Annotated in this window: 15 protein-coding genes and 1 pseudogene; 10 read left to right on the forward strand and 6 right to left on the reverse strand. The window is 49.3% G+C overall.

Annotated elements, in window-relative coordinates; all coding sequences use genetic code 11:
* Nucleotides 1-30: 30 nt before the first annotated feature.
* A complete protein-coding gene (locus FE784_RS19970; RefSeq protein ID WP_139603993.1) occupies nt 31-6,954 on the forward strand; it encodes a neuraminidase-like domain-containing protein in 6,924 nt (2,307 codons plus the stop codon).
* A 13-nt stretch (nt 6,955-6,967) separates the two neighbouring features.
* The gene (locus tag FE784_RS19975; RefSeq protein WP_139603994.1) at nt 6,968-10,207 is read left to right on the forward strand and encodes a Tc toxin subunit A-related protein; all 3,240 of its coding nucleotides are present in this window, start codon (nt 6,968-6,970) and stop codon (nt 10,205-10,207) included.
* A gap of 285 nt (nt 10,208-10,492) precedes the next feature.
* Here the strand turns inward: FE784_RS19975 and FE784_RS19980 are convergent, their stop codons facing one another.
* Nucleotides 10,493-10,789, reverse strand: a complete 297-nt coding sequence (locus FE784_RS19980; protein WP_139603995.1) for a hypothetical protein — start codon at nt 10,787-10,789, stop codon at nt 10,493-10,495.
* Nucleotides 10,790-11,685: 896 nt separating this feature from the next.
* Nucleotides 11,686-11,925, reverse strand: a complete 240-nt coding sequence (locus FE784_RS19985; protein WP_139603996.1) for a hypothetical protein — start codon at nt 11,923-11,925, stop codon at nt 11,686-11,688.
* 652 nt (nt 11,926-12,577) lie between these two features.
* On the opposite strand from FE784_RS19985, the gene FE784_RS41010 reads away from it, so the two are divergent.
* From FE784_RS41010 to FE784_RS20020, 7 genes and pseudogenes are all read left to right on the forward strand, one after another.
* A complete protein-coding gene (locus tag FE784_RS41010) occupies nt 12,578-12,733 on the forward strand; it encodes a hypothetical protein (protein WP_176706378.1) in 156 nt (51 codons plus the stop codon).
* A 175-nt stretch (nt 12,734-12,908) separates the two neighbouring features.
* Complete coding sequence (locus FE784_RS19995; RefSeq protein WP_139603997.1) at nt 12,909-13,451, forward strand: GNAT family N-acetyltransferase; 543 nt, start codon at nt 12,909-12,911, stop codon at nt 13,449-13,451.
* Nucleotides 13,452-13,592: 141 nt separating this feature from the next.
* Complete coding sequence (locus FE784_RS20000) at nt 13,593-14,009, forward strand: transposase (RefSeq protein ID WP_139603998.1); 417 nt, start codon at nt 13,593-13,595, stop codon at nt 14,007-14,009.
* Between the two features lie 271 nt (nt 14,010-14,280).
* Nucleotides 14,281-15,786, forward strand: a complete 1,506-nt coding sequence (locus FE784_RS20005) for a DHA2 family efflux MFS transporter permease subunit (RefSeq protein ID WP_139603999.1) — start codon at nt 14,281-14,283, stop codon at nt 15,784-15,786.
* Nucleotides 15,787-15,820: 34 nt separating this feature from the next.
* Nucleotides 15,821-16,123, forward strand: a pseudogene (locus tag FE784_RS20010) (pentapeptide repeat-containing protein); the annotation flags it as partial.
* A gap of 560 nt (nt 16,124-16,683) precedes the next feature.
* Nucleotides 16,684-18,831, forward strand: coding sequence for a sensor histidine kinase (locus FE784_RS20015; RefSeq protein WP_139604001.1), 2,148 nt, complete (start codon nt 16,684-16,686; stop codon nt 18,829-18,831).
* Nucleotides 18,832-18,838: 7 nt separating this feature from the next.
* Nucleotides 18,839-19,537, forward strand: coding sequence for a response regulator transcription factor (locus FE784_RS20020; RefSeq protein ID WP_139604002.1), 699 nt, complete (start codon nt 18,839-18,841; stop codon nt 19,535-19,537).
* Between the two features lie 937 nt (nt 19,538-20,474).
* Here FE784_RS20020 and FE784_RS20025 read toward each other — a convergent pair.
* From FE784_RS20025 to FE784_RS20050, 4 genes are all read right to left on the reverse strand, one after another.
* A complete protein-coding gene (locus FE784_RS20025) occupies nt 20,475-20,630 on the reverse strand; it encodes a carbon storage regulator (protein WP_076338376.1) in 156 nt (51 codons plus the stop codon).
* Nucleotides 20,631-21,258: 628 nt separating this feature from the next.
* The gene (locus FE784_RS20035; protein WP_139604004.1) at nt 21,259-21,543 is read right to left on the reverse strand and encodes a pepsin/retropepsin-like aspartic protease family protein; all 285 of its coding nucleotides are present in this window, start codon (nt 21,541-21,543) and stop codon (nt 21,259-21,261) included.
* A 289-nt stretch (nt 21,544-21,832) separates the two neighbouring features.
* Nucleotides 21,833-22,945 carry a response regulator gene (locus FE784_RS20045; RefSeq protein WP_139604006.1) on the reverse strand — a complete coding sequence of 371 codons (1,113 nt, stop codon included), beginning with the start codon at nt 22,943-22,945 and terminating at the stop codon, nt 21,833-21,835.
* Nucleotides 22,926-24,686, reverse strand: a complete 1,761-nt coding sequence (locus tag FE784_RS20050) for a sensor histidine kinase (RefSeq protein WP_139604007.1) — start codon at nt 24,684-24,686, stop codon at nt 22,926-22,928. Before FE784_RS20050 ends, FE784_RS20045 begins: the two co-directional genes overlap by 20 nt.
* 267 nt (nt 24,687-24,953) lie before the next feature.
* Between FE784_RS20050 and FE784_RS20055 the strand changes: the two genes are divergently transcribed.
* The coding region (locus FE784_RS20055; RefSeq protein ID WP_139604008.1) for an Ig-like domain repeat protein at nt 24,954-26,506 on the forward strand (1,553 nt) is incomplete at its 3' end.

Here is a 26,506-nt window from a genome sequence, read left to right on the forward strand (position 1 = left end):
ACACAGGCGAGTGTCCCGAGGAGGAAACCCATGAACAAAATCAAGTTTCCGTTCGATACGCGGAATAAAGAGCATGTAGCCGATCTGCAAAACGGTTTGATGTGGCTGCTGGACAGGAACAAGCTTCGGATCGATGAATCGGACCGCCCTTATTACGCGGAAGGTCTGCGTTCCGAGCAAGCGGAAAGCTCCTTTTCGGATACGACCAAAAAGCTGGTCGCCATATTCCAAGAGGAACAGGGTCTTCCGGGTACCGGGGCGGTCGATGAACGTACGGCCATCCTGCTGAACTCCGTATTGGAGGAAGCCGGGGCGTTCGGCCAGAGTCAAGCTTACCGAACCGGCGGTCACGTCAAAAGCAAGGTAAGTGCCGCTGTCGGCGGGTTGAAGGTGCAGATCGTGGACAAACACGCCGGCCGTGACGATGTGCCTATCGTCGAGACGTTTACCGACGATAACGGCAGCTATCTGGTCTCGTTCACCGAGGCGGATCTTCACCGGCGCGGCATCGGGAAATCGCTTCCCGACCTGCAAGCCAAAGTGTTCGGAGAAGACGATGTGTTCCTCGCGGCTTCCGAGGTTCGTTACAATGTTGCAATCACAAGCCAAGCAACTTTGGACGTGGACCTGGGCGATGAAGCCGTTACCGCCATGAAGTCCGAATACGAGACGATGATACGGAGCTTGTCCGGACACTTCGGCGGGAGTCTTCGCGATTTGAATGAAACCGATGACCGGCAGGATATTACGTATTTGGCGAATAAGACGGGCTGGGACGCCCGCGCGGTCGCGCTTGCCTCCTTGGCCGACAAATTCAGCGCCGACACGGTCGAAGCGGATGCGCCTGCCATAGACCCCGCCTATTTTTACGCTCTCTTTCGAGCAGGAGTCCCGGCGCAAGAGGAGTCGATCTTTCGGATCGACTTATCGACTGCGGAACGGGTGTGGAAGCAGGCGTTAACCGAAGGCGTGATCCCGGTCCATCTGGAAGAGCAATTGCCTAAAGCGTTGGAGAGGTTTCAACTGTTGGCTCGGAACAAAACGTGGGATAGAATGGCTGCGATCGGTGTATCCCCGTTTAAGGAAATCATAGCGGTTTCGCTTGGAACGGATGAGGACCGGCTGAACCAATTTGCAAGCCTGTATACGGAGCACTCGGGAGACGAGGATCAGTTCTGGGAATCGGTAAAAGCGACGTTCGGAGAAACGATCGAGTATCGGTTGAAGCTGGACGGACAACTGGCCGGGCTCACCTATAACAACGCCCCTCTGATGCATAAATTGCACGAAACCGTTAACGTCGGCCATGGAATCACCGATGCCCGGCAATTGATCGATAAAGGCTATTATCGGAAGGATGCATGGATAGCTGCGATCGGGGAGAGTCCGGTCCCATCGGAAATCTCCGGAGAAGGCGAGCTCCAGCGCCGCGAACGATATGCCGAGCTGTTGGCCGTGAAGCTGCGAATGAGCTATCCGACGGATGTCGTAGCCAATATGATCCGGAACGACGAAACGCCTTTGGCCGACGTCGGGCTCAAGGCGGAGGTTACCGCCTTCTTTAAGGAGCAAGCGGGGAAATTCGAGCTTGGCATGCATCCCGTAGAGAAGTATGTCCAACAGCGCGATATTCAGCTTTCGGCCGACGCGACGAAAGAAGTATTGCGTATACAGCGGGTCAATCAGATCACGCCAACCTATGAAGCGATGAACGCGATGCTGGCCAAGGGACTCGATTCCGCCCGCTCGGTCGTTCAATACGAAAAGGATGATTTTGTCCGAAAGTTCATGAACGATTTAGGCGGCGAGCGGGACGCCTTGAAAATTTATGAAAGAGCGATGCAAGTAAATCATACGGTCGTGAACATGATCCTCTCTTATGCCGCAACTCGAAATGCGCCCGGGATCGGCGTACACGGCGAGCCGCGATATATGAATCAAAATCCGAACGCGTCCGACGTTCTCGAGTATCCCGCTCTGGAAGCTCTATTTGACAATATGGACTACTTCGCTTGCGAGCCATGCAGATCGATTCACGGTCCGGCCGCCTACTTGGTGGAATTGCTGCGTTTTCTGGACCGACCTGTCGTGCCGGACGGATTCCGCAATCCCCAAACGGTGTTGCTGGAACGCCGCCCGGAGATCGAACATATCCCGCTGGACTGCGAAAATACGAATACGACGATTCCGTATATCGACCTTGTGATAGAAACTCTGGAATTTTATATCGTACACGGACTGAATCTGACGGACTTTACCGGAAACAGTCCGCAAGCGCAAACGATCAGCGACAAGGCATACGAGATTCTGGCCGGCAAGCCTGTTCTTGAAGGCGGAGCGGCGCCTCTTCTCCCGCCCACGCTGCCGTTCAATCAGCCTCTGGAAAGTCTGCGCCGCCATTTGGAAAAGTTCGAGCTGTCGTTACAAGAAGTGATGGAAGCTTTGCGGACAAGCGATAATATGGAGCGTGCAGGTGCCGACCCATTCGGCTGGAGAGATATATGGATGGAAGAGCTTCGGTTATCCCGCGCGGAATATTCGCGGCTTACCGATCGTACTTTGTCGTTAAATCCGGACAATACGTTGAATTTAAGAACTCTTTTCGGGTATTCGGAGACCGTAACGGAGCAAGAGATGATGGCGGAGCTGTCCAATCCGTTAACCTTTGCACGCCGGCTCGGTCTTACCTATGAAGATCTGAACGAGCTGCTGATGTGCCGGTTTATTAACCCGTCTCTTGCGATCGTCCCCAAGCTTGAGCGGTTGGGCGTTACTTTTGAAACCATAAAAAAGTTCAAGGAAGGGCTGCTTACGGACGAACAGTTCGATCAACAATTGGCGCCGGCGCTTGACGTGTCCGAATATGGCGGCGATATCCAAGCATGGGTACGCACCCATTACGATGACATCATGGGACTGATTACGCTAATGAATGAGGAAGGCAACAATGATTTATCCGATTACGATAAAATGGCGTTCCGATACGCCGATCCCGGCAAACATAGCATAACGGATTTCATCCGGCCGTTTGAATTTATCCGCATGATCCGGTTCATCCGGCTGTGGCGGAAGCTGGGTTGGTCGATCGAACAGACCGATAAGGCGATTGCCGCGCTATACCCGGCGGAACAGACGCCGAACGACCCCGATGACCTGCCGAATTTGCAAAAACTCGACGATGGCTTTCTCATTTTGCTGCCGCGCCTCGGCATCGTAAAACGAGTAATGGATACGCTCAATCTGAATGTAAAAAAAGATCTCTTGCCTTTATTGGCCTGCTTTGCTCCTATCGATACGTACGGATCCTCTTCTCTTTATCGGAATTTGTTTCTCGATCCGAATAAGGTAAGGCAGGACGCGGTGTTCAGCGGCAACGGGTACGGCCGTTATTTGACCGGCTCGGAAAAACTGCTCGCCCATAGGGAAGCGCTGCGGGCGGCGTTTCAGCTTACGGACGACGAGTTTGTGCATATTGTGGAGGCGCTTGGCTACAATGCCGACACCCCGCTTAATCTGGATAACGTTTCCTCCGTGTACCGGAGAGGGTGGCTGGCTCGCAAGCTGAGAGTTAGCGTGCAGGAATTGCTGCTGCTGATACCGTGCACGGGCATAGACCCGTTCGCTGCGCCCGAACCGGTAAATCCGCAAATGCTGCAGCTTATCGGGCTGATCGATCGTATGCGCGAGGCCCCCCTTAAGCCGTCGCAAGCGTTGTATTTGATCTGGAATCGGGACATCGGGGGAGTGCAGTCGCCCGCAGTCGGTGAAATGACGGCGATCGCCCGCACCCTCCGCAACGGCTATGCCTCCATAGACAACGAGTTTGCCATCGCCGGGGACCTTGACGGCCAAATTGCAAAATCCAAGCTGGCGCCCGTATACGGCATCGAAGCGGTCGACCATTTTTTCGGGATCGTAGACAACACCGCCGTCACTAAAATCGGCTACTCCCACGACACGAACGATTTGCGCCAGGACATGATCGATACCGCGGCCGGACACTTGGCATATGACCATCTTCGCAAGCAGCTTGCGTTTAATGCGGGCATCATGCCCGACGCTATGCGTGACGCGCTCAAAGGCTTGCCGGGTGCAAGCGATCCTTTCAAGCAGGCTATCGATGACATTCACCACAATTCAAGAGTATTGTTCAAACGTTATCCCGGGCTTCTAAACCGGTATAACGAATATGTCTCGAATACAAATCCCCCCGAGATAAGGACCGCCGAATTATTCGCGAATTTGATGCTCGATCTCAAGCCTATGTATAAGCGTCAATACGCCCTTCAGACGATAGGCGCATCGGCAGGCTCCGATTCCGATATTGCGGCTGTGCTGCTTGATGATGCATCAGTTCTGCATGCGGCCGATGATATTAGCGCATCAGCGTTACATGACTTTACCGCGATGGAGACGCCGGGCTTGTCGGTCAAGTTTTACCATCATGAGACGATTGGCGATAACGAGGAGGCGGATCGCATCAGCCCTGCCGAAGGCGTATTGGATTTGGCGTTCACCGCTGCCGGCGGCGACCGAGTATCGGCAAAGCCGACTCCGGCGTCCGTTATTTCAGGCATCTGGAGCGGGTATCTGGAAGTGCCGGCAAGCGGATTTTACAATTTTCTCATCGAAGCCGACGCGGACGCGATTGTCACCCTTGCAATTGGCGGCGAGAAGATAGAACTCGACTTGGACCAAGACGGTGTGACCCGATTTAACGCCGAAGCCATCGAATTCAAAGGCGGGGCATTGGTTGAAATGTTCCTCAAAGTAGAGAAAGTGAAGGACCTGCTGCGGGTACGGTGGGAAACCGGGGAGACAGGCAGGGAGACGATCCCGGCCCGCTATTTATACCCGCAAGCTTTGATCGACCGCATGCAGGCTAATTATGTTCGGTTCCTTAAAGCCATCTCGCTGATGTCTGTCCTGAAGCTTACTACGGCGGAGTTCGCTTGGATTGCTGCCCGAACCGAATACCGGATCGAGGAGCGGGTTGGAGACCGGCTGGAGAAGACAGGCTGGATGAACAGCTTGCCGGTTGCGGGGAACCCGGGCTCCGAAGCGTCGGCATCGCTTCTTGACATGTTGCAGGGGCTGCTCCATTACTCCGTTCTTAAAGCCGAGCTTTCGCCGGGCGATGAACGGCTCTTATCCGTATTGAGAGAGGTCGGGGAGGCCGAGCCCGGTGCCGGACCCCGTCACGCGGACAGCTTGCTCTATAAGCTGACTCGCTGGGAGAAGGACTCGCTCGATGCATGGCTTGCACGATTCAACCTCACCTTGAACCAGCTGTCCCGGCTTGATCACTTTCGAAAAATCGATCTGGCCCATAAGCTTCTGAAAAAGCTTCGCGTTCCGGTATCCACACTGGTCCAGGCAGCAACGAACGAGCCGGACGGGACCGTCGTGCGCAGTCTGAACGCCGCACTCCGAGCCCGATACGAGGAGGAAGAATGGACATCCGTCATCCAATCGGTAAACGACAAGCTGCGGAAGTCGCAGCGCGATGCGCTTGTCGCCTACATTCTCCACCAGATGATGCAGAAGAAGGAGTCGGAACACCTTGATACTCCGGAGAAGCTGTTCGAATATTTCCTCATGGACGTGGAGATGGAGCCGTGTATGCAAACTACGCGAATATTGTTTGCGACTGCGGCGGTGCAGCTTTACACGGAGCGGTGTTTGATGAACCTGGAGGAACGGGTGTCGCCGTCATCGATACATGCCAAACAGTGGGAATGGATGAAGAGGTACAGAGTCTGGGAAGCCAACCGCAAGGTGTTTCTCTATCCGGAAAATTGGCTCGAGCCCGAATTGTTGATGGATGCGTCGCCGCTCTACAAGGAGGCGCTCGGCGGACTGCTGCAGCGGGATATTACGGAAGAAGCGGCCAAAGCCGTATATATGACCTATTTGCAGCAGCTCGATGATTTATCCCGGCTGGAACCGTGCGGCATGCATGTTGTCGAAAACGATCCGGAGCAAAGGAACGACGACGTCATTCATGTCGTTGCCCGCACTTCGGATGCAAGCCGCAAAACCTATTATCGCCGCAAAGAGCATCGCGCTTGGACATACTGGGAGGAAATTCCGTTTAACATTCAAGGCGCTTCACCGATGCCGGTCGTATGGAATGACCGTCTGCTGCTGATTTGGCTGGAAATCCAAAATAGATCCAATCCGGATGGAAGCGTGAATCCGGAGATCCTGTTCTGCTTATGCGAGTTTTATAACGGAAAATGGCTGCCCGAAAAAAAATCAACCGCGAAAACGCTCGGCAAGCATCTTGGCCCGCTATCTCCATCCTTCTTTCCTTCATCCATGCAATGGCGAAAAGATGCCGATCTCTTGTTCCGAATCCAATATGCCGGCGATTGGCTGATCAGATTGCGTACTATAACCGGTCAACCCCATACAACGGCAATCCCCGAGTCGGAGTCGAAAGCATTCGCCTTGACACGGACGATTCATCATACGAGCGATGGGCTGGAAGTATGGTATTTTGCCCAATACGGGGATAAAGCGTATTCTACTGCGCCAAGTCCGTTTGGCGGAGCCGGAGGGAGCAACGCGAATACCAGGATGGATACGATCCTTAAGATCGGGGAGAGCCAGGGAGGCTCGCATCCAAACTATAACGGATCTCTTCAGGCCTACAATGAAATGGACGGACAGCTTGCTCCATGGACGGCGCCATTTTTCGTCTGGGATACCCGTCACGTTTTTTTGGTTCGACCGGAATGGAAGCCTGCCCCCAAATTGCTGCCTAATCCTATTTTTATACCTAAAGTATTGCCCAAATTAATAGTTGACGATGCCAATACGATACCTGCAAAACGCTTCAAACTACCCGATATGGCTTCGGAAATAGATCCGGCGTGGACCATCCGATTCGGAGATAAAGAGATTGGACCGATCGGAGCCTTGTTAACGACTTCATCCCGGAATCGATAGGAGGGAGATATTCATGCCAAATCCGATAGATCTGCATGCCGGAACGCTTCATCAGGAAATTTGGAAGTTTATGAAGGAGCAGGCGCTTCAAGAACATGCGAAGTCTACTCTGAAAGACTCGCAAATAACGTACACGTTTGAGCATTTTTTTCATCCTTTTGTCGGCAAGCTGAAGGAGAAGGTCATGCAAGACTCGGTCGCCGGCATGCTCGATCCGAACTTTCTGCAGTCGTTGCATGCTGCTGATTTTGAACAAACCTATGGGCCTGTAAATAAATTCGGAGTAAGCAGTGTTAAAAGTTTTCCCAAAACGATCGATGTCCGTGCAGGAGGTCCGTATGCGAACTATAACTGGGAGTTATTATTTCATATTCCGCTTGCGATCGCCGTGCATCTAAGCAAAAATCAACGGTTCGCCGAAGCGCAAAGCTGGTTTCATTTGATATTCGACCCTACCGATCGCGAGCCGGATTCCAAGAAGAAGTATTGGAAATTTATCGGTTTCCGGCCGGAGAACGATCATACCGGCATTTATAGCGTGATTCGTATTCTTTCCGGTACCGATCCTCAAGATCTGGCGTTGAAGGAGTCCGTCCTTGACGGCTACAACGATATTATGCAGAAACCGTTCCAGCCGCATGTGATTGCAAGGACAAGGTATGTTGCCTATAAGTACAATGTTGTTATGAAATATTTGGACAATATTATCGCTTGGGGAGATTCGTTATTTTTGCAAGATACGCGTGAATCCGTCCAAGAAGCAACGATGCTGTATGTAATGGCGGCGAATATTCTTGGCAAGCGTCCGCAGCGCAAGCCTTCGCAGGGCCATGTTCCGGCGTTGACGTTTAAACAGCTCAAGGATCGGCAAGACGGCTTTGACGCGATGGGCAATATGGCGGTTGACCTGGAAGGCAGAATCCCGTTCAACTTCGGCAGCCGGAATGGTTTGGATGCGGATGTCGATGCTTTAGAAGCCCTATTCGGTACCGGGCGAGCCATGTATTTCTGTTTCCCGCCCAATGACAAGATGCTCCGCTATTGGGATACGGTTGCCGATCGGCTGTTCAAAATTCGCCATTGTATGAATATGGAAGGCGTCGAGCGCCAACTGGCCTTGTTCGATCCTCCGATCGATCCGGGCTTGCTCGTGAAAGCGGCGGCGGCGGGTTTAAGCCTAGGCTCGGTGATCGGCGGATTGAATCAACCGATTGGGCCGGTTCGCGCTTTGCCGCTTATTCAAAAAGCGCTGGAGCTTTGCGCCGAGGTGCGGAATTTCGGTCATGCGCTGTTGTCCGCTATTGAAAAAGGAGACGGGGAGAAGCTTGCTTTTCTTCGGCAAGAACACGAGGTCAAGATTCATCGGATGTCCAAAGAGGTTCGTTTCTTGCAGTGGAAACAAGCGGAGGAGTCTACTGTTGCTTTGCAAAGAAGCAGTAAGGTAGCGTTAGAGAAATTCCGCTATTATAACCGGCTGCTTCAATCCGGTTTCGATGCGAATGAGATCGAAGCCAAAGGATTCGATCAAGACGTAACCGAGGATAATTTTGCAGGGCAATGGATCGCACAAGTCTTGAAAAATGGAATGCCTGTCAAGGTGCCCGATTATTTGGACACGGCCCTAAAAGGCGACGGCAAGTTGGGCTTGCTGGTCGGAGAGTATGATTCGTTAAATAGCTACAGCGATTGGTCGAGGGGGCTGAAGCTTGCTGCAGCGGGTACGGCCGCCGTAACTTCGGGACTTTCCATGATACCCAACATTTATATGGGTACTCCATTCAATGGCGTGGAAATGACGGGAGGAGCCTTCCTGGCGGAATCGGGCAAGTTTGCGATGGCCGGAATCCATATTGCCGAGGCAATCAATGATCAGAAAGCGCACGATGCCATGAAGAAAGCGGAGTACGAACGCAGGGCCAACGAGTGGATCTTCGCGGCCCGCACGGCCGCTCTGGAATTGGAGTACATCGGAAGACAAATGATCGGTTCCGCCATCTCCGAGCAATATGCCAAACACGAATATAAACATACGGAAGAGCTGATCCGATCACAAGAAAACATCAAAACCGAGCTCGCGGGCAAGTTTACCAAGGAGCAATTGTACATTTGGATGCAGGGCGAGCTCACCCGGCTTTATTACGAATATTACCGGTTCGCATTCGACGTCGCCCGCAAGGCCGAAAAGACGATGAAGCAAGAACTGATGCGGCCTGAAGTGAACGCCATTGACTATATCAAGTTCAACTATTGGGACGGCGGACATAAAGGGCTGCTATCCGGAGAAGCGCTTTATCTGGATTTGAAGCGAATGGAGATGGCCTATTACGAGAACAACAAGCGCGAATACGAATTGACGAAGCACGTCTCGTTGCGGCAGCTTGATCCATTGATGCTGCTGCAATTGAAAACTGCCGGCAGCTGCGAGATCATCATTCCGGAATGGTTGTACGACCTGGATGGCGCAGGGCATTACATGCGACGAATCAAATACGTCAGTTTGTCCATCCCATCCGTATCCGGGCCATATACGAATATAACTTGTACGTTGACGCTGCTGAGAAGCTCGATTCGAACTTCTCCATTGCTGCAGGAAGACAGTTACGCTCGCCAAGGCAGTGAAGATACGCGGTTTGCGGACTATTTCGGAGCGGCCCAATCGATCGTAACCAGCGGCGGTGTCAACGATAGCGGAATGTTTGAAACAAATCTGCGCGATGAACGGTTTTTACCGTTTGAAGGCGCCGGCGCCTTGAGCACTTGGAAGCTTGAACTGCCGTCCGAGTTCCGCCAATTCGATTACAACACCATCTCCGATATCATTTTGCATATCCGATACACGGCAAGACAAGGCGGGGGGCAGCTTCGCGATAAAGCTTATGAGCACCTGAGAGACAAGGTAAGCGAGGCCAATACTTCGGGGCTTGTGCTGATGCTCGGGCTGAAGCATGATTTCCCGAGCGAATGGCACCTGTTCACCACGCCCGGTAGTACAGCCAAGTTTAAGGGAGCGATACACGGCAATTATTTTCCTTACTTTACAAGCGGCAAGACGATCCAAATCGATGAAATCCGTCTCGTGTCGATAGATGCCGGCGAAGTAAAGTCGTCGAAAGCGGACGAGCTCAATTTGACTCAGTTAACGACGGAATTAACGGACATTGGGAAGTTTGATCTGTCTTTGGACGAAAGCGACGTCCTGCTACGTGAACCAAAAAGCAATATATTCGTGCTGATCAACTATTCGTTGCTATAAGCTTACGAGGACCCTAATGCAGCATGTACATTCGGCGCTGTGTTGTCGACCGAGGGGGGAGGATCAAATAAGCCCGACATTCGCATAATGAGGCGAAACCAGGATTCTCGCAAAGGTGAACTTCACGAATGAAACAGTCATGAGAGGATTAGGATTGAAACGAGGAGCCGGATGGACGTCCGACTCCCCGCACAACATTTTGGGTGGGAAACCTCCAAAGAAATCAGAGAAAATAACCCGTTCCCCTGGCCGTTCCCCTGGGCGGGTTATAAGCTCTGTCCTAACTTATTTTTGTCGAGACAATGTAAGCTTGGGATTGTTATAACTAACCAACTCTTTATTTCCGTTATAATACATCTCTTCAAGTGTAATTTCATTTTTGTTTTTAATTGTATATTTGAAAATTAGTTTATCGTTTGGTGCATGCACTCGCTGTAATGTCCAAACCATGACAATAGAATCAGTAGTAAATTCATATTGCCCTTTAATCTCCTCATCACTAGAATGCATATATACCATTGTCATATCTTTATTAAAGATACTTTCTACTCCGTGATTATCTTCCCATTCCCCAATAATCAATCTGGTAATATCTCGTTGTTCATATAAAGAATAATATATAAATGCTGTTGAAATAACTAGAATCCCTATTACAGCTATAAAAATCATGTTTCTTTTTTGTATTTTAATTTCCCTCACCCCAATTACTAAGAAATCGTTGCGCTAAACCCTGAGCAATAGAGATGCAAATGGATATCGGTCGTAATATCCGTTAGTGTAGGAGGCACGATTATTCATTCTCAACTTGAATATTAGATTCTATATCCGTCTTATTTAATACGAATAGCCCAAGCATCGGTTTTCGCATCATAATTTACCGCTTTAATAATAGGTGCTCCAGCAGGTACTTTATTATTCCCTTGTATTGTCAGAGCTTGTCGAACAGTGTCTGCAGCAGCGCCATAAGCAGTGTTTTGAGGTACATGCCGCCCAAGAGCTGTGGATCTTTCAAAAGACGAAATCGCGCCTCGGCGGCATCTTGTCCCTTGTACGCGCGAAGTAGCTCCGTATCCGAGTAGTGGAGCGTTTCGGCATTGCTGATCAGGACCAAGGTGCTGAGCAGACGCTTATCCGCCTCTACCGCGGCCTCGTCTCACCCAAACGCTTCAAGCTTCTGTGTATAGACGGTTTCCACGAGCGAGGCTTCTTCTTTTTTCGGTCGTCCGCGACCAGTTCGCTTGTCTAGCATCCGACTCGCAATGAAACTCGGTTTCCTCCAGTTTCCGGATCAGTCGCACGAGTCGCTCTTCTTCTTTTTTGAGCTGACTGTCAAGCGACCGTTGATTGCGTTCGTCCAAATTGTTCGAATATACGACGATCAGCCGAAAGGGGCGGCCGTCAATCGGGCGCCATCGATTGGATGCGGTACTCCGCCGCAGCTGGCATCGGCTCAGCCTGCCAATCTCCTGCCATGCCCCCTATTCCCACGCAGCCTGCTTGACCTCCTCGCAGACAGCGAACAAATCGGGCAGCCGAGAGACAAAACGCAAGTAAAGCCGTTTCAAGTATTTCAGGTTCCGCTTCGTGATCTGTGCGGAATCGGACACATAAAGGAGTTGCTGCCAGCCTTCCAGGCTAAGCGTTTGCCGCAGCTTTCGGATGAACGTGAAGTTCCACGTTTTGTCGGAGGTGTTTCCCTTCTCAACATTGGCAAGCACCGGGATGAGCTCTGGCGAAACGGCTAGCCCGAGCACGATCTGGTTGAGATCGGGCCGATGACTCTTGCTATGTCCATGTACGATTTGCAGATCGGCCTCCCCTTCAGCTGCGAATACCTAGTTTTTCTCCATCGAGGCGACGTTTTCCTTCCATTTTCTTGTATTTTCAAGCAAAATAGATCGCGGATTCAGGTGAAGCTTTAATCGGGAGAGCTCGTACATAAATAGAAAAAAAGGTTGTTTCCATGGAGAGACTTCGGAAAAACAAGGTATATGGAGCAAGATCGGGAAGAGCGAGGCATCTTTAGCGGCGGCTGGATTACGTATCAGCTCGAATCGAGCATCATCCGGACCTTCGCAAGTATCGCGTAGAGGAGGAAGCGGCTTTTGAAGCGCTATTTATCGATTTAGATAAAACGCAGTGGCCGGAGTTTATGGAATGGGAGGATAAGCATCATCTCAAGCGGGCCTTGGAGAACGAACGCTTGTATTTCAAGGAATGCATGACGGCATGCAGCTTGTCGTTGCGTTGTTGTCCGATCCTTTTGCCCCTGCTGAGGAGCATCGTCCAAAAGAATCGGGTATTTCGGCCTCTGCCAAGTCGGAAGAAGCTGAATTTAATCGGGGATGATGTGGTCAGGATGGTGAGGCAATGAATCAAATCAAAGATCTTCAGAAACTGATTAGGCTTACGGGCGATCGAGCTAGGTTGGATGCCAAAGCCAATGAAACATACATCGTATATAAGACAGATAAGGGCCAAATTGTAAAGGAATTCTATGATGGGAATGTTATCCCCGTTTATTGACCAGGATGTCTCTCATCCATGAAGCGATACCGATCATGTACGTATTTGCCGGTAACAATGGAAGCGGAAAAAGTACAATCCGTAATCTAATCGTTGATCGGCTACGGATTAGTGTTAACATTGACCCTGATGCATTGGCTCGCGGATTGCATTTCGTTCATCCAGACGAGATGAGATGAGTACTAGAATTGAAAGAGCTTCCGTAACGGATGCCGAAGAAATCCTGTCATTGCAAAAGCTTGCTTATCGAAGCGAAGCGGAAATTTACAACGATTTTAGCATTGAACCGCTTGTGCAGACGCTGGAACAGTTACAGCAACAGTTTGAAATTCACATCATCCTGAAAGCTGTGGTTAATGGCGCAATCATCGGCTCCGTAAGGGCAAATGAACGAGACGGAATATGCTATATTGGCAAGCTCGTGGTGAATCCGAACAATCAAAATAAAGGAATCGGCAGGATATTGATTGAGGCTATAGAAGGCCATTTTCCGCAATCTCGTTACGAATTGTTCACTGGAAGCAAAAGCGAAAAGAACATCGCCTACGAAAAGCTAGGATACAGCGTCATTAGCGAATTCAGCCTTACGCCTGATTTTTGTCTGGTCTATCTTGAAAAGCAGAGAACGCCCTTCAACTTCAGGGGCGTTCTCTTTTCATATAGATACTTTCAAAAATCCTGTTGCCCTGAATTTGAATGTTCATTCCGCCGAGACTAAAGTTCCGGCGATAAACAATCGATTGCGGACACAAAGCCCGAATGGAATATAAGACGAAACTGAATGGCAACAAAAGAATAGTATTTCGAATGTATATTTTGTTATATTGAAACCAAACGTACATTCGGGGAGTGATCGCATTTGGACAATCAACCTGTTATTACATTTTCACAATATCAGAAGCATTTCCTTACTGAGAAGTCTTGCTCTGAGTATCTATACAATATGAAATGGCCTGAAGGGTTTCAGTGTTCCAAATGTCGGCATACCGCTTACTATGTCATAGTGACTCGCAACTACCCGCTTTATGAATGCAGGAGGTGCGGCAACCAGACGACCCTTACCGTCGGTACTATTTTAGAGAAGACACATACGGATATCACGACCTGGTTCGCAGCGATTTTTTTAGTCGTTCAAGATAAGCAGGTATCCACAGCGCAAATCGCAAAACAGCTCGAAATCAGCTATCAAACCGCATGGTCAATGGTGTGGAAAATCCGTATGGCATTGGCGAATCCGAGATGCATAGCAAGCGCTCCCAAGTTTAGTGAGGATTGATCAAAGAAATACTCAAGATTTAACGATGCGCCCCGCTTGGAAAGCTGATTGTTGTTGCGGCGCTTAAGCAAAGAAGGAACAGGTTTAGTTTTCCTGTTCTTTTTTTGTCGTTCATAAATGATTTCTTATAAATTCGAACGGCTGCTTCCATCTTGCTTGTAAAAAAACGATTTCCTCTCCTGAGCTAATCCGATATACATTTACTGCTAGTTAACTATAATGAATGGATATATGACCCAACTGAAAATAAGGGTGGACAAGGGAGGAAAAGATGAACACAGGAATTGCAGGGAAAGAAGCTTCATCCGCAGCTTTAAGCGGGATAAAGAGAGGACCTATCGTAGCGGCATTGATTATCGGCGCATTTGTCTCGATCTTGAATGAAACGTTGTTGAATATTGCTTATCCGGAGATGATGAAACAATTCGACGTAACGGCTTCAACCATTCAATGGTTGTCTACCGGCTATATGCTCATTATCGGCATCCTTGTACCGGTAACGGCGCTTCTTCAGCAATGGTTTACTACGAGACAAATGTTCTTGTCCGCCATGACAATCTTTCTGGCGGGGACGATTGTTTGCGCGGCGGCACCCTGGTTCGGCATGCTTTTATTCGGACGGATCGTTCAGGCGTTGGGCACGGGACTTATGCTGCCCGTATTGATGACCACGATACTTGTTATTTTCCCTCCGGAAAAACGGGGCGGAGCGATGGGGCTGATCGGTCTTGTCATCATGTTCGCTCCAGCAATCGGACCGACGTTATCAGGCATGATCGTCGACTCGTTGTCGTGGCGCTGGTTGTTCTATCTTGTCATTCCATTGGCTGTGTTTTCCATTGTTTTTGCCGCAAGTTACCTAAAAAACGTATCCGAATTGACAAGACCGAAAGTGGATATGGTGTCCATTCTGCTCTCCTCTATCGGTTTCGGAGGAATCGTTTACGGGTTCAGCCAAGCGGGGGAAGGTTCATGGTCGGAACCGGAAGTATTTGGGGCGATCATCGCAGGGGGCGTGTCGATTACTTTGTTCATATGGCGTCAGTTGGTCGTGAAGGAGCCTATACTTGAGCTTCGGGTGTTCAAATACCCTTTGTTCTCATTGGCTATGGTGCTCATCCTCCTTCTGATGATGATGATATTTGCCGTCATGATTATACTTCCGTTATATTTTCAGACCGTATTGCTTATGACAGCTTTCAATTCAGGGCTGGCCTTGATGCCGGGCGGTATCCTTAATGGCATTATGGCGCCGATTTCAGGCAAACTGTTCGATAATTTCGGTCCTCGGGCTTTGGTTATACCGGGTCTTGTTCTGGCAGTTCTGTCCATCGGGTTGTTCATCGGAGTCGGAACCGGCGCAGATGCGTGGTATGTGATTATCCTTCATGTCATTTTGCTTGGCGGATTTTCCATGGTGATGATGCCGGCGCAAACGACAGGACTGAATCAACTGCCTCGTCATCTATACCCGCACGGAACGGCGATCATAAACACGCTGCAGCAAGTAGCCGGCGCGATCGGCACCGCTTTGTTCATCAGTATTATGTCATCGGGAACGAAGGCTTACATGAATATTTCCGAAGACCCGACTTCTCCGGTCGAAGCGATGAACGGATTTGTCGCAGGCATGCAAGACGCCTTTTTTGCTGGCTTAATCATTTCTTTGATCGCTTTGGCAACCGGTTTCTTTATCAAACAGGCGAAGACTTCAAACGTTTCAACGATGGACAACACGAAACATTCCGACTTCAAAAGAATGGAGGAATCATCCTGAAGGAGAATGTAATGATATGAAACTAAAGATTGACATCACGCTGACGAATGGCGACTGGTCTTATACAAACCTTCGGCAAATGAGGCTGGTAAAACAGGATTTAAGGAATATCCGGTTTTTCGAGGCTGATCTGTACGAGGCTAATTTGGAAAAATCCGATCTGAGGGATTGCGACTTCACACGAGCCAATTTAGCAAAATCAAAGTTGCAAGGGACCGATTTGCGCGGTGCTAATATGGACGGTGTTGACTTTAAATCGTTTGAAGTCAAGGGCACTCGTATGGACACCGCTCAAGCTGTCGTCTTCCTGCGTTCTTATGGCGCGAAGGTTGACTGAACAACAGATGACAAGAAAGAAACCTTATGCGAATGATAAGATTCCAAGGTTTTGGTCGTCTTGTCTTTTATTGATGGCCGCTATTTTTTGGAATTGGCTGTCTTTGTTTTGGTGTCAGTACTTCTTCTATGGGGCGAGTTTAAACGTTTGTAGATAAAGACAGCATCGGGGTGGACTCTGATCCAGAGAAAGCTAATCCGTACGAACTGACTTTTGTATATAAGACCGGTGAATGAGGTGGTTGAATCAATTAGAGCGTCTACGCCGTCTTAAATCGGCGAAGATTCCAACCGACCTGGGCGGCAACCTAAGCGAGGCTCGGGATGTTAAGAAAACGGCGAATAAGCAAGAGACTGACTATTGAACTGTCGAGCAGCAATAGGTTAGCAGGCGGAGTCACCCGTTAGGGTGATTTTGTTCCGTTCAAAAAAAGGACCTTATCATGATGCTTGCGTTTAACGCCTCTCGGATATTTGCAGGGCACATTTTCCTTAATGATGTTATTATTTAGACAATCAACTTACTTATTGCGAATCTTGTAGATTGGAGTCGGCTTCATAATGAGGGGTATTCTTCGATTCGGTTCTCGTACTATCTTGCTTTATATAGCTGCTGCCGTTGTTGTTGGTTTGGTTGCAAGCTATGCCGTCATCTCTGCGCCGGACTCCCCTAAGTTCCAAAGTGAAAAAGGCATTCTGGATTTAACGCCGGTTCATGTCAGTGAGAATCCGCTAAAGTTAAAAGGGGAGTGGGCATTTTACTGGCAAGAGCTGCTGTCGCCGGAGGACATACAGATTCGTTCTGCAAGGGACGGAAATCATGACCGCTGGATCAGCATCCCGAGCTCCTGGCTAGGCTATCGGTTAAATGGTCTGCAGCTAAACGGTACAGGCTTTGCAACCTTTAGGCTGGTCATCCAACTTAGCGAGCAGGATCGGAATGAGCGACTTGCTCTGCGGCTGCCTACCATTTTTCATTCGTATAAATTATGGGTTAATGGAGAACTGCTGGCCGAAGTCGGGGTGGTTGGTCAGGACAAGAGTGGCGTGACACCGCATCTGGCAACGAAGCTGGTGTTCTTCCAGACTGAAAACAACACAGTAGAGCTGGTTATGCAGGTAGCGAACTTCCATCATAAGCGAGGCGGCATCACCAAGTATATAGAGTTGGGCGGCAGTGATGTGTTAACGGTCAGGACAAATCTGAGAGTTGCCTCAGAAATGTTCATAACTGCAAGCCTGCTGGTGATTGGCGTGTATAATCTGCTGTTGTTCGTGCAGCGACGCAAGGACAGGGCGCCGTTGTATTTTGGTCTGTTCACCGTGTTGTTCGGTATCCGATCCTTGCTGGTCGGCGAGCTCATGATTACACAATTGTTCCCTCATTTTCCGTGGGAATTGCAGTTCAAGATCGAGTATCTGATTCTTTGCATCAGCGGTTATATTATCACAATGTATTTTGATTGCATTTTCCCGAATTATGTGTCGCGATGGTTTCATCTTGGCACCCGGATCGCAACCGGCGCACTCTGTCTAGTTGTTGTCGTGACCCCTGCACTAATCTATTCGAAAATGTTACTGATTATCGGTGTGATCGTTGTTCTGCATATGGTGTATCTAATGGTTGGGCTGATCCAAGCGGCTGTGCGGCGTAATGAGGGAGCGCTGACATTCCTGTTGGTGTCGGTGGTTACTTTAGTTACGGTTATCAACGATTTTTTATATTACAACGAATGGTCGTTGATCGGAAATACATCTCCGCTTGGTCTGTTGGTATTTACGATCGCGCAGATGATTCTGCTCTCTTCAAGATTTACGAGGGCGGCATCGAACGAGGAGAGGATTGCACGTGAGCTGCAGGGCGCTAACAATAAGCTGACCGAAATGAATGTGAATTTGGAACGGACCGTGCAGGAACGCACGCAGGCCTTATCCGCAGCTCACGATGATCTCCGCACTTCGTATGACCGGTTGCTTCACTCCGAGCAAGGGAGGAAGAAGCTCCTTGCCTATATTACGCATGACCTGCGTATGCCGCTGTCCAGCATGCTTGGTTATGTAGAAGCTGTGCAGGACAGGGTCAAGCCGGAACGTAATGAACAATACCTGAAGTATATCCGGGATAACACGATAAGGATTAACCGCATGATCGAGGAGTTGTCCTTCTTATCGCATTTGGAGACGGGACAAGTCTCGTACCGAATGGAGCCGGTTCATGTGATTCACTTCTTGCGTGGTTTTCTTGAACAATATGAGCTGGTCGTGCGTGACGCAGGGTTGTATTTCATGCTGGATATCGGAGATGCGGAAGATCAACGACCTAACTTGCCTGTTGTCGAGATGGATGCGCAAAGATTAGAGCAGGCTTTGTTTAATCTAGTGTCGAACGCGATGAAGTTCACCTCTAGGGGGGGCGTGGTGCGTATTGCGCTAGCTGTGGACGAGGTGAATGATACCCGCTATGCGATAATTAGCGTACAAGATTCTGGCACGGGTATTCCTCCAGATCAGCTCGAGCAAATCTTCGATCGCAATTACAAGTATGATCGACCGGGCGTGGAGAAGGGAGTAGAGGGCAGCGGGCTCGGGCTGGCGATTTGCAGGGAAATCGTACAAGCGCATGGAGGGACGGTTCGAGCGGAGAGCGACGGCAAGACGGGGTCGATATTCTATGTATCGCTTCCTTGTATTGTAAATGAAGGAAGGTGACGGTGTGGTGGACACTCACAAAATAATGATCGTCGATGATGATCCCCATATATGCGAGATTGTTCAGGTGTATTGCGAGAGGGAGGGTTTCATATCCTCCTACAGTCATAGCGGGACAGAAGCCATGAAGATGCTTGCATCTTTCGAGCCGGATTTGATTGTACTGGATGTACTGCTGGCTAATGAAAACGGCGTTGATTGGTGCATGAACGCACGTAGCTACACGAATGCGCCGATCGTGTTTCTGAGCAGCCGTGAGGAAGACGAGGTGAAAATCAGCGCATTATCCAATGGCGGCGACGATTATGTGACCAAGCCGTTCAGTCCGGGAGTACTCATGGCCAAGATCAAGGCTCATCTTCGCAGAGTGTCGACGGGCAGAAGGGAACAACTGCTGGAGTTACCGGGTTTGACGCTGGATTTCTACGCACAGTCCGTCAACATGGGTAGTGAAACCATCTTTTTATCGAAAAAAGAGTTCAGTCTACTGTCCTATATGGCACAAAACGTTAATCGTGTCGTCAGTGTCGATGCGTTGTTTCAGCTCATCTGGGGAATGGAGAGTCTGGAGGATACGAGAACGGTCGCTGTACACATCAGTAATTTACGCAAAAAAATCGAGGCTGACCCTGCCAATCCTGAGAGAATCATTACGATTCGGGGGGCCGGATATATGCTGGTTGCTAGAAGTGCGTTGCAAGCGTGAACATAGCGTTAAGGTTGGTAGCATGACAACGACTGCCGGTAACACACTACAGCTAGAATGGTTAGAAGCAAGCTGCTTTAAGTATAGTGAGCTGAACCGTACCATAAGTAGCGGCAAGTTTTTTCGGAAAAACTCGCAGTGGGCTTGGACAGCTGCTCTGCCGGGTTTTCTCCCTAACACGAGCATTGGCTCATCCCCTTATCCCGCTTATTAAATTGACATAAAAAATGAGCAAATAGGTCGCTGCCCTTCTTCCTCCTGAAGAATGACGGCGACCTGTTTGCTCATCCTAAGTCTCACAATTATTTAATATATTATTAAATTGTAAAAAAATTACATTCAAACAGCAAAAAGACGAATAAATAGGCATCTGTTTCAAATGTTCCTTCTTGAAACTGCGTGCGTATTTACTCGTCCATGAAAGAAACTGCAGCAATGAATAGAAAGCTCAATCATGGGCTCGATAAGGAATTGGATATGGATACGCTCTGACAGGCTTCCAAAATTGTGTCCAAGGATAAGGCAGAGTCGGATTTGCTATGGGACTTCCTTGAACTGGAAATCCGTAATACCGGTGCCGAAAGGGGGATAATCTTGTTGGGGAGAGAGGGGAAATTGGTTGTAGAGGCTGAGAAAGACATCAACCGGAGTCGAGAGAGACCCACGGATATCCAAGACCGTTATTCTACTGCGGTGGTTCAATTCGTGATGCGAACCCGGGAATCCGTCGTTCTTGGGCAAGCTCGCCAAAGTATATTTGCATCCGATCCATATATCCAACGGAGACGATCCAAGTCGATTTTGTGCTTGCCCCATTCGTTATCCGGATAACCGGGACGGCGTTTTGTGCTTGGAAAATAATGGTATTCTCGCGAATGGTCTATTGAAGCTCTGGCATTTACAAGATAATGCTGACGGAGAAGCTAAGACTCTGTGCTTATTCTTGATTAAGCAATTCTCCGCGAACGATAGAGATATCTTTTGGCGCTTCAATAGCCAAGCGTAAGTGCCCCTCTTCACTTTTAATTACCTTTATGATAATTTTTTCGTTGATCACTATGTATTGTCCGGGTTTTCTTCCAACTACCAGCATCAGACTCACTCCTTTACCGTGAAGGATCTTTATGTGATTTGAACATCTTTTACTGTCACTTCTGACTTGTCATTCAACCCGAACGATCGGTTCACCAGAGCCATGAATTCTGCTCTTGTAATCGCGCCATCCGGCTTAAATGAGCCATCCCATAACCCTGAATAAGCCCTCTGCCGATCCAATCCTCCAGCTGTTTCTCCGCCCAATGCCCATGGACGTCTGACTTTGTACCCTCGCTTGCTGCGTAGGCAGCAGGGAGGGGCAAGCTCAGTAGCAACGCTTAAAACAAACTTACCATTCGCCTTTTCATAGAGTTTTCCCCTGAAGTATGATTATTTATATCGATTTTCCTCCTTGTATTTTATCATGGTAGATTAGCCCATTAATGAAACTCAAAGAAAACTTTAAGTTCGCGATCGAGATAAAGCATGCCAAAGAAAAAGATTACAAAGATAATTGGCTGTAAGAACGTTGATGAGCGACTTTAACAGATGCCGCGGCAAAGCGGTCGCTTCCCGCATACGGGGCATGTGGAGTGCGTGACATCCTTGATCTACAAGGGTTTTGAGTAGGTGGTAAGGGGAGATGGGGACGAAATGGGGACGCGAGCGATTCGCGTCCCCATTCTTTAAGCTGGATTGGACTTTGACGGATACATTTCCATCCGATCAAGGTTGATGATCATGTTTCCGTTTTTAAGGATGTCTAGACCGATGAGGCCGTTAATGTAGTAGCTTCGCACGAGCTTATCCCCATTTTCGAACTTGATGCCGAGTTCTGATACGATATCAGAGGATAGAAGAGAGTGTGCAGCCCCAGTATCAACCACTAGGTTATTAATAGTCAAAGAATGGCCTCTGTACAAAATCGTCATTGAGGCTTGGAGTAAATCATCGATATATTCGATTAGCATTTCACCGGCTCCTGTAAAACGGATTTTTTCGGAGTTCGATTTCAATTTTCTCTTGGCCGGTATGATATACGATGTTGTTGTCTCTACACTTCAACAGTTCTCTAGTTGCTTCATCAGGATCTTGAATTGCTCTAATCAAGGCAACTTCGTTAACGTACTGAACACTATCTTTCGTATGAGAATTTAAGATTTCAAGTAGAACATATTGGTCAGGATAAATGCTCCGAACTTCTTGCCATTGCATAGTTAACACCTCGCAAATGGTACTTCTTATGCTTAACTTCACTAGCTACAATCGACCGTACCACTCGGCTAGCTCTGCCGAAGGCTGAATATGGAGTTCTTGCTTCAACAGCGCTTCATACTGCTTGTATCGCAATTGGAGGGCCAGCCTGTCATTCAAGGCGGCAAACCCGTGCATAAGCAGCATATTCGCTTCTTCATCCAATTCGTTTCGCCGTACCAGCCTTTTAGAAATCTGAACGGCCTGACGAATCTGATTATTTTCGAGCAGCCACTGTACGAGACGTTTGGCAAACGCCTCGTACATATCGCTGAGCCGCTCGCGCTCGGCAAGCGCCCACCCGTACGGTTTGTCTTCGAACAAATCGCCCGTATACATTTTCTCGACGGCAATCGCGGCCTCTTCATTGTCTTCATCTATGGTGTGGAAACCGGACAATCGCTCTTCGAATTCTATAAAATCGACCTTGATGTGTTCCAGACTCATCTGATACTGTTCGCGATCGGAGACAAGTATGGCCTTCATTCCATGCGTAGACAGCGTCCTGCGCAGCTGGTATAGCGCAGTATTGAGATACAACTCCGAATTTTTCCCTTCTCTATCATGGAATAGATCTTCCAGAATACGGACTTTGGCCGCACGATTCCCGCGACAGAGCAGCAAATACGCAAACAGCTCCTGACTTTTGCGGGACATCCACTTCAATGAATCTCCTTGCTCGCTGCTGATTTGCAAAACTCCCAAGCTTGCAACCGACAATCGTTTCGACCTGTCCGCGTTACCGGAACCGAGCTTCTCCGCCCGCCCTCTCACCGCTCTCGCAACGGTTTCTTCCAATCGCTTCCCGGAAATAGGCTTTACAATATAATCCAACGGATAAGCGTCAAAAGCATCCAGCGCAAACTCCTTATGGGAGGTCACGAACACAATATCCAAATCGGCGTCCATCTTCCGCAATTCAAGGGCTAATGTCAATCCGCTGTCTTCCGCGATCTTGATATCGATAAAGACAAGATCCACGACATGCTGTGCGGCAAACGCAACCGCCTCTGCACGGCTGCGTACCATCCCGACGATTTCCACGCCTTCTATTCGCGACAACAGCTGACTCAGTGCCGTCAACATCGCCTGTTCGTCATCAATAAGCAATACTTTCATCGTTGTCCCTCTCCGAGTCTGCAGCGCCAAGCGAAAAGTGAAAAACCGTTTTCTGGCGCGGCACGCTCTCCACCCAAATCTGTCCGCCGCTCATCCGCACGAATTGTTGGCAGACTTGCAATCCCAGTCCGGTTCCTCTCTCCCCGGCAGTACCTGTTGTGGACACGAGTCTCAGCGGATCGAACAATTCCCGAACCCGTTCTTCCTCCATACCCACACCATTGTCGCTGACCGATACGATCACCTGCCCGGCATTCGTTTCAGCGCTAACCCGAACTCTCCCGCCTCGCTCGGAAAATTTGATCGCATTCGTCATCAGATTACGAACGATCAAATTGACCGCTTCTCTATCCGCATGTACTTCAATATTGCTGTCGATCTCCGTATGTATGGCGATTTGTTTGGCTTCGCTTTTAATTCGCAGCGTGCGGCACACGTCCTCGACCACATCTGTCAGTCGTAATCGTTCGGGTTGCAGCAGCATGCCTTCCTTTTGGCTGCGAAACCATTCCAGCAAATTTTCGATCATCACAAACGTATTTTGAATTTGCCCGCTTAATGCATCGATCACTTCCTGATGATTGCGGTTAAACATCGTTTTATCTGCTTCCAGCACTTCCATCAAGCTAGCCTGGACCGCTAACGGATTCCGGATATCGTGGGAAACGATTGCGAACAAATGGTCTTTTAGCTGATTGAGCTTAACGATCTGCTCCATCTGCCTCTGCTTTTCGGTAATATCGAACAATACGGATACGGTTCCTTGTCCAACCCTTTCCCGGGAGGCCAGCGGATACACCTTGACCGAATAGACTCGGGATTCTCCGTCCACTCGTGCGTCGATCTCCATATCGCTCGCCTCCATTCGCTCGCAGGCGCGCAGCCATCCCGGCCACTTGGCCAACAATTTGTCGATACGCTGCCCGGCAATCGAGCTTTCTCCCGAACCCGCAAATAAGGGCTCAACATACGCATTGCTATCGATGATGCTTCCTCTGTGATTGACAATGAGTATCCCTTCTTCCATCGTCTCCACCACAACATTTCTTGCAAGCGGCACGACCGAGAACATCCGGTAACGGATCACAATCCACAGCATGGTCATTCCCAAAAAGCCGCAATAAACCGAGATAGGAAGCAGCCACGGCGTGAAGCCGGAATAAGCGGACTTGGCAATTTCCGTCGCAGCGGGGATACAGCCGCACAGTACCAACCAGATGCCGGGCTTGCGAAGCTCGGGACGAACGCGCCGCAGATAGACAAACAAATAAAAGACGCAAGCGGCAATAATCAGATAACAGATAATATTAAACGCAATCGAATAAACGGTTTTGCTTATTTCCAAATGCCCTTGATTGAGCTCTATATTCCGGAAAAGCAGATGGTGATACGGATTAGTCCATATAAGCAACGACCAAAGCGCGAAAATCGAAAGGATCTGCATCATTCGAAACGGACGTAAATATTCGTCTTTCCCGAACAGGGCCAGCACAAAAAAAATGACCATAGGCACAACAAACAACAAGCTGGTCTGTTCAATATTTCGAAACAGTATTTTTGACGATAAACTTTCGCTGTTGATTTCCATGATCACACTTCCGGCATAAATCACGCGACAAACCATGACCCAGGCAAAATATCGGATTCCCCGTTCCTGCCTGTACAGAAAGGCGTAGCATAAAAACGCGATCATCAAAAAAATGGAAACCAGCATGACCACATTGGATAGCGTTATACTCATAACTGCGAAATTCTCCTTACAGTAGAAAACATCTGAGTTCCAATCATTATAACCCAAGATAGCCAGCCGCCAAAAACTTTCCTTCCGCTTCCAGTTATCTCTCTTCTATTGATCATACTATACCTGCAGCGATTCTTTCATAGTTCTTTCATAGTGCTTTCATAGTTCTTTTATAGTTCTTTCGCAGTTCTTTCATAGCCGTTTGTTATACTGGTTTTTGCTAAAAGCCTGGGCAAATTTTGCCTGAGGCAAGAAGGAAAGGAGAACATGATGAGAAAATCGACTTTAATCGTGAAAAAAATAATGATTAGTCTATTGGCGCTTATCCTTATCGCAAGTCCGTTATTAGTTCCGTCGAATGCCCATGCTGCACCCGGTGACCCTATGTTTGTTTCCGTTTCGTCCCAATCCGATTCTTCTTTAGCGCTGGATCGGGAGGGGCGGATTTGGGCGTGGGGAAGAAACAATGAAGGTCAATACGGCAACGGTACGACCGCCTCCTCTACGATGCCCAAAAAAATCGAGGTTATGGGTAGCGGTGGCTCCCCTGTGACTTTTCAGAAAGTGAAGGCAGGCTTTGGAAACTCCGCTGCGCTAGATGACGCCGACCATTTGTGGATGACTGGCTCAGACTATAATGAGAGATTGGGTAATGATTCTGCAGGCTCTTCTCTATTTTGGGAAAAAAACTTAGTTTCGGACGCTGGTACGGATGTCACCTTTACAGACTTGGTAGTGATGCGAACAGCTTCACTAGCTCTGGACAGTAACGGTACATTATGGGTATGGGGAGTGAAATCACCCACGGCCCCTATAGACGTACCCGTAAAATATCCGGTATACGATGGCGGCGTTCCCGTTGAATTCGAAACAATTGAAGGTAATGAAGAAGGAGCTCTGGCGCTCGATTCTAACAAACGCTTATGGCGTTTAATTGACGTGGACTTCATTCCATTGAAGTTTCCGGAAACGTCGGCGGTCGAATTTCAGTCGATTGCTTCCGGCTCGGGAATCGGGGCCGGTACATCTTTATTTCTGGCCCTCGACGCGGCCGGCAACATATGGACCTGGGGAGGCGATACCGAAGGGGAACTTGGAGATGGAGCGGGAGACACAGGACCTACTTACATTCCAGCCAAGCTTACGGTCGTGGACTCCGGCACCCCGGTCATATTCACTCAAATTTCCGCTGGGTTAAAGCACGCGCTGGCATTGGATACCAACGGGAATATGTGGGCGTGGGGGAATAATACGGAGGGACAACTGGGGAATATTGGGGCAGTGAAATCAGAGGTGCCCGTCAAAATTCCGCTCGAAGACGACAGCGGCACCCCGTTACAATTAACGTCCGTGTCAGCGGGATACGGAGAATCGTTCGGTCTGGATGCGGGCGGGCAAATCTGGTCATGGGGAAGAGGGCAAAATATCCCGAAAAAAATGCGTGTCGCACCTGCGGTGTCATTATCCGTGTCGAATTTATCCCCGGGCTATCTTCAACCGATTACACTGACGGCTGATGTTACAGGCGATTTTGACAATCCGACCGGCACTGTCGTGTTCAAAGATGGGGGGGATGTGCTGGGTTCCAAATCGCTTACGGGTGGAACCGCGCAATTGACCGGCATCACCCTGTCCCCGGGAGCACATCAGCTTACGGCGTATTACGAAGGGGACGGCGTCTATTTGGAACTGGCTTCGGTTAATGTTACCGTGACCGCAGCTGCCAACCCGGCGAAGGCGATAACATCGTTTAGCTTCGCTACACCGGCTGCTACCGGTACGGTGAACGAGGCGAGCCGCACGATAAGCGTAACGGTGCC

Source organism: Paenibacillus hemerocallicola (assembly GCF_006265175.1).
Taxonomy (GTDB): Bacteria; Bacillota; Bacilli; order Paenibacillales; family NBRC-103111; genus Paenibacillus_AB; species Paenibacillus_AB hemerocallicola.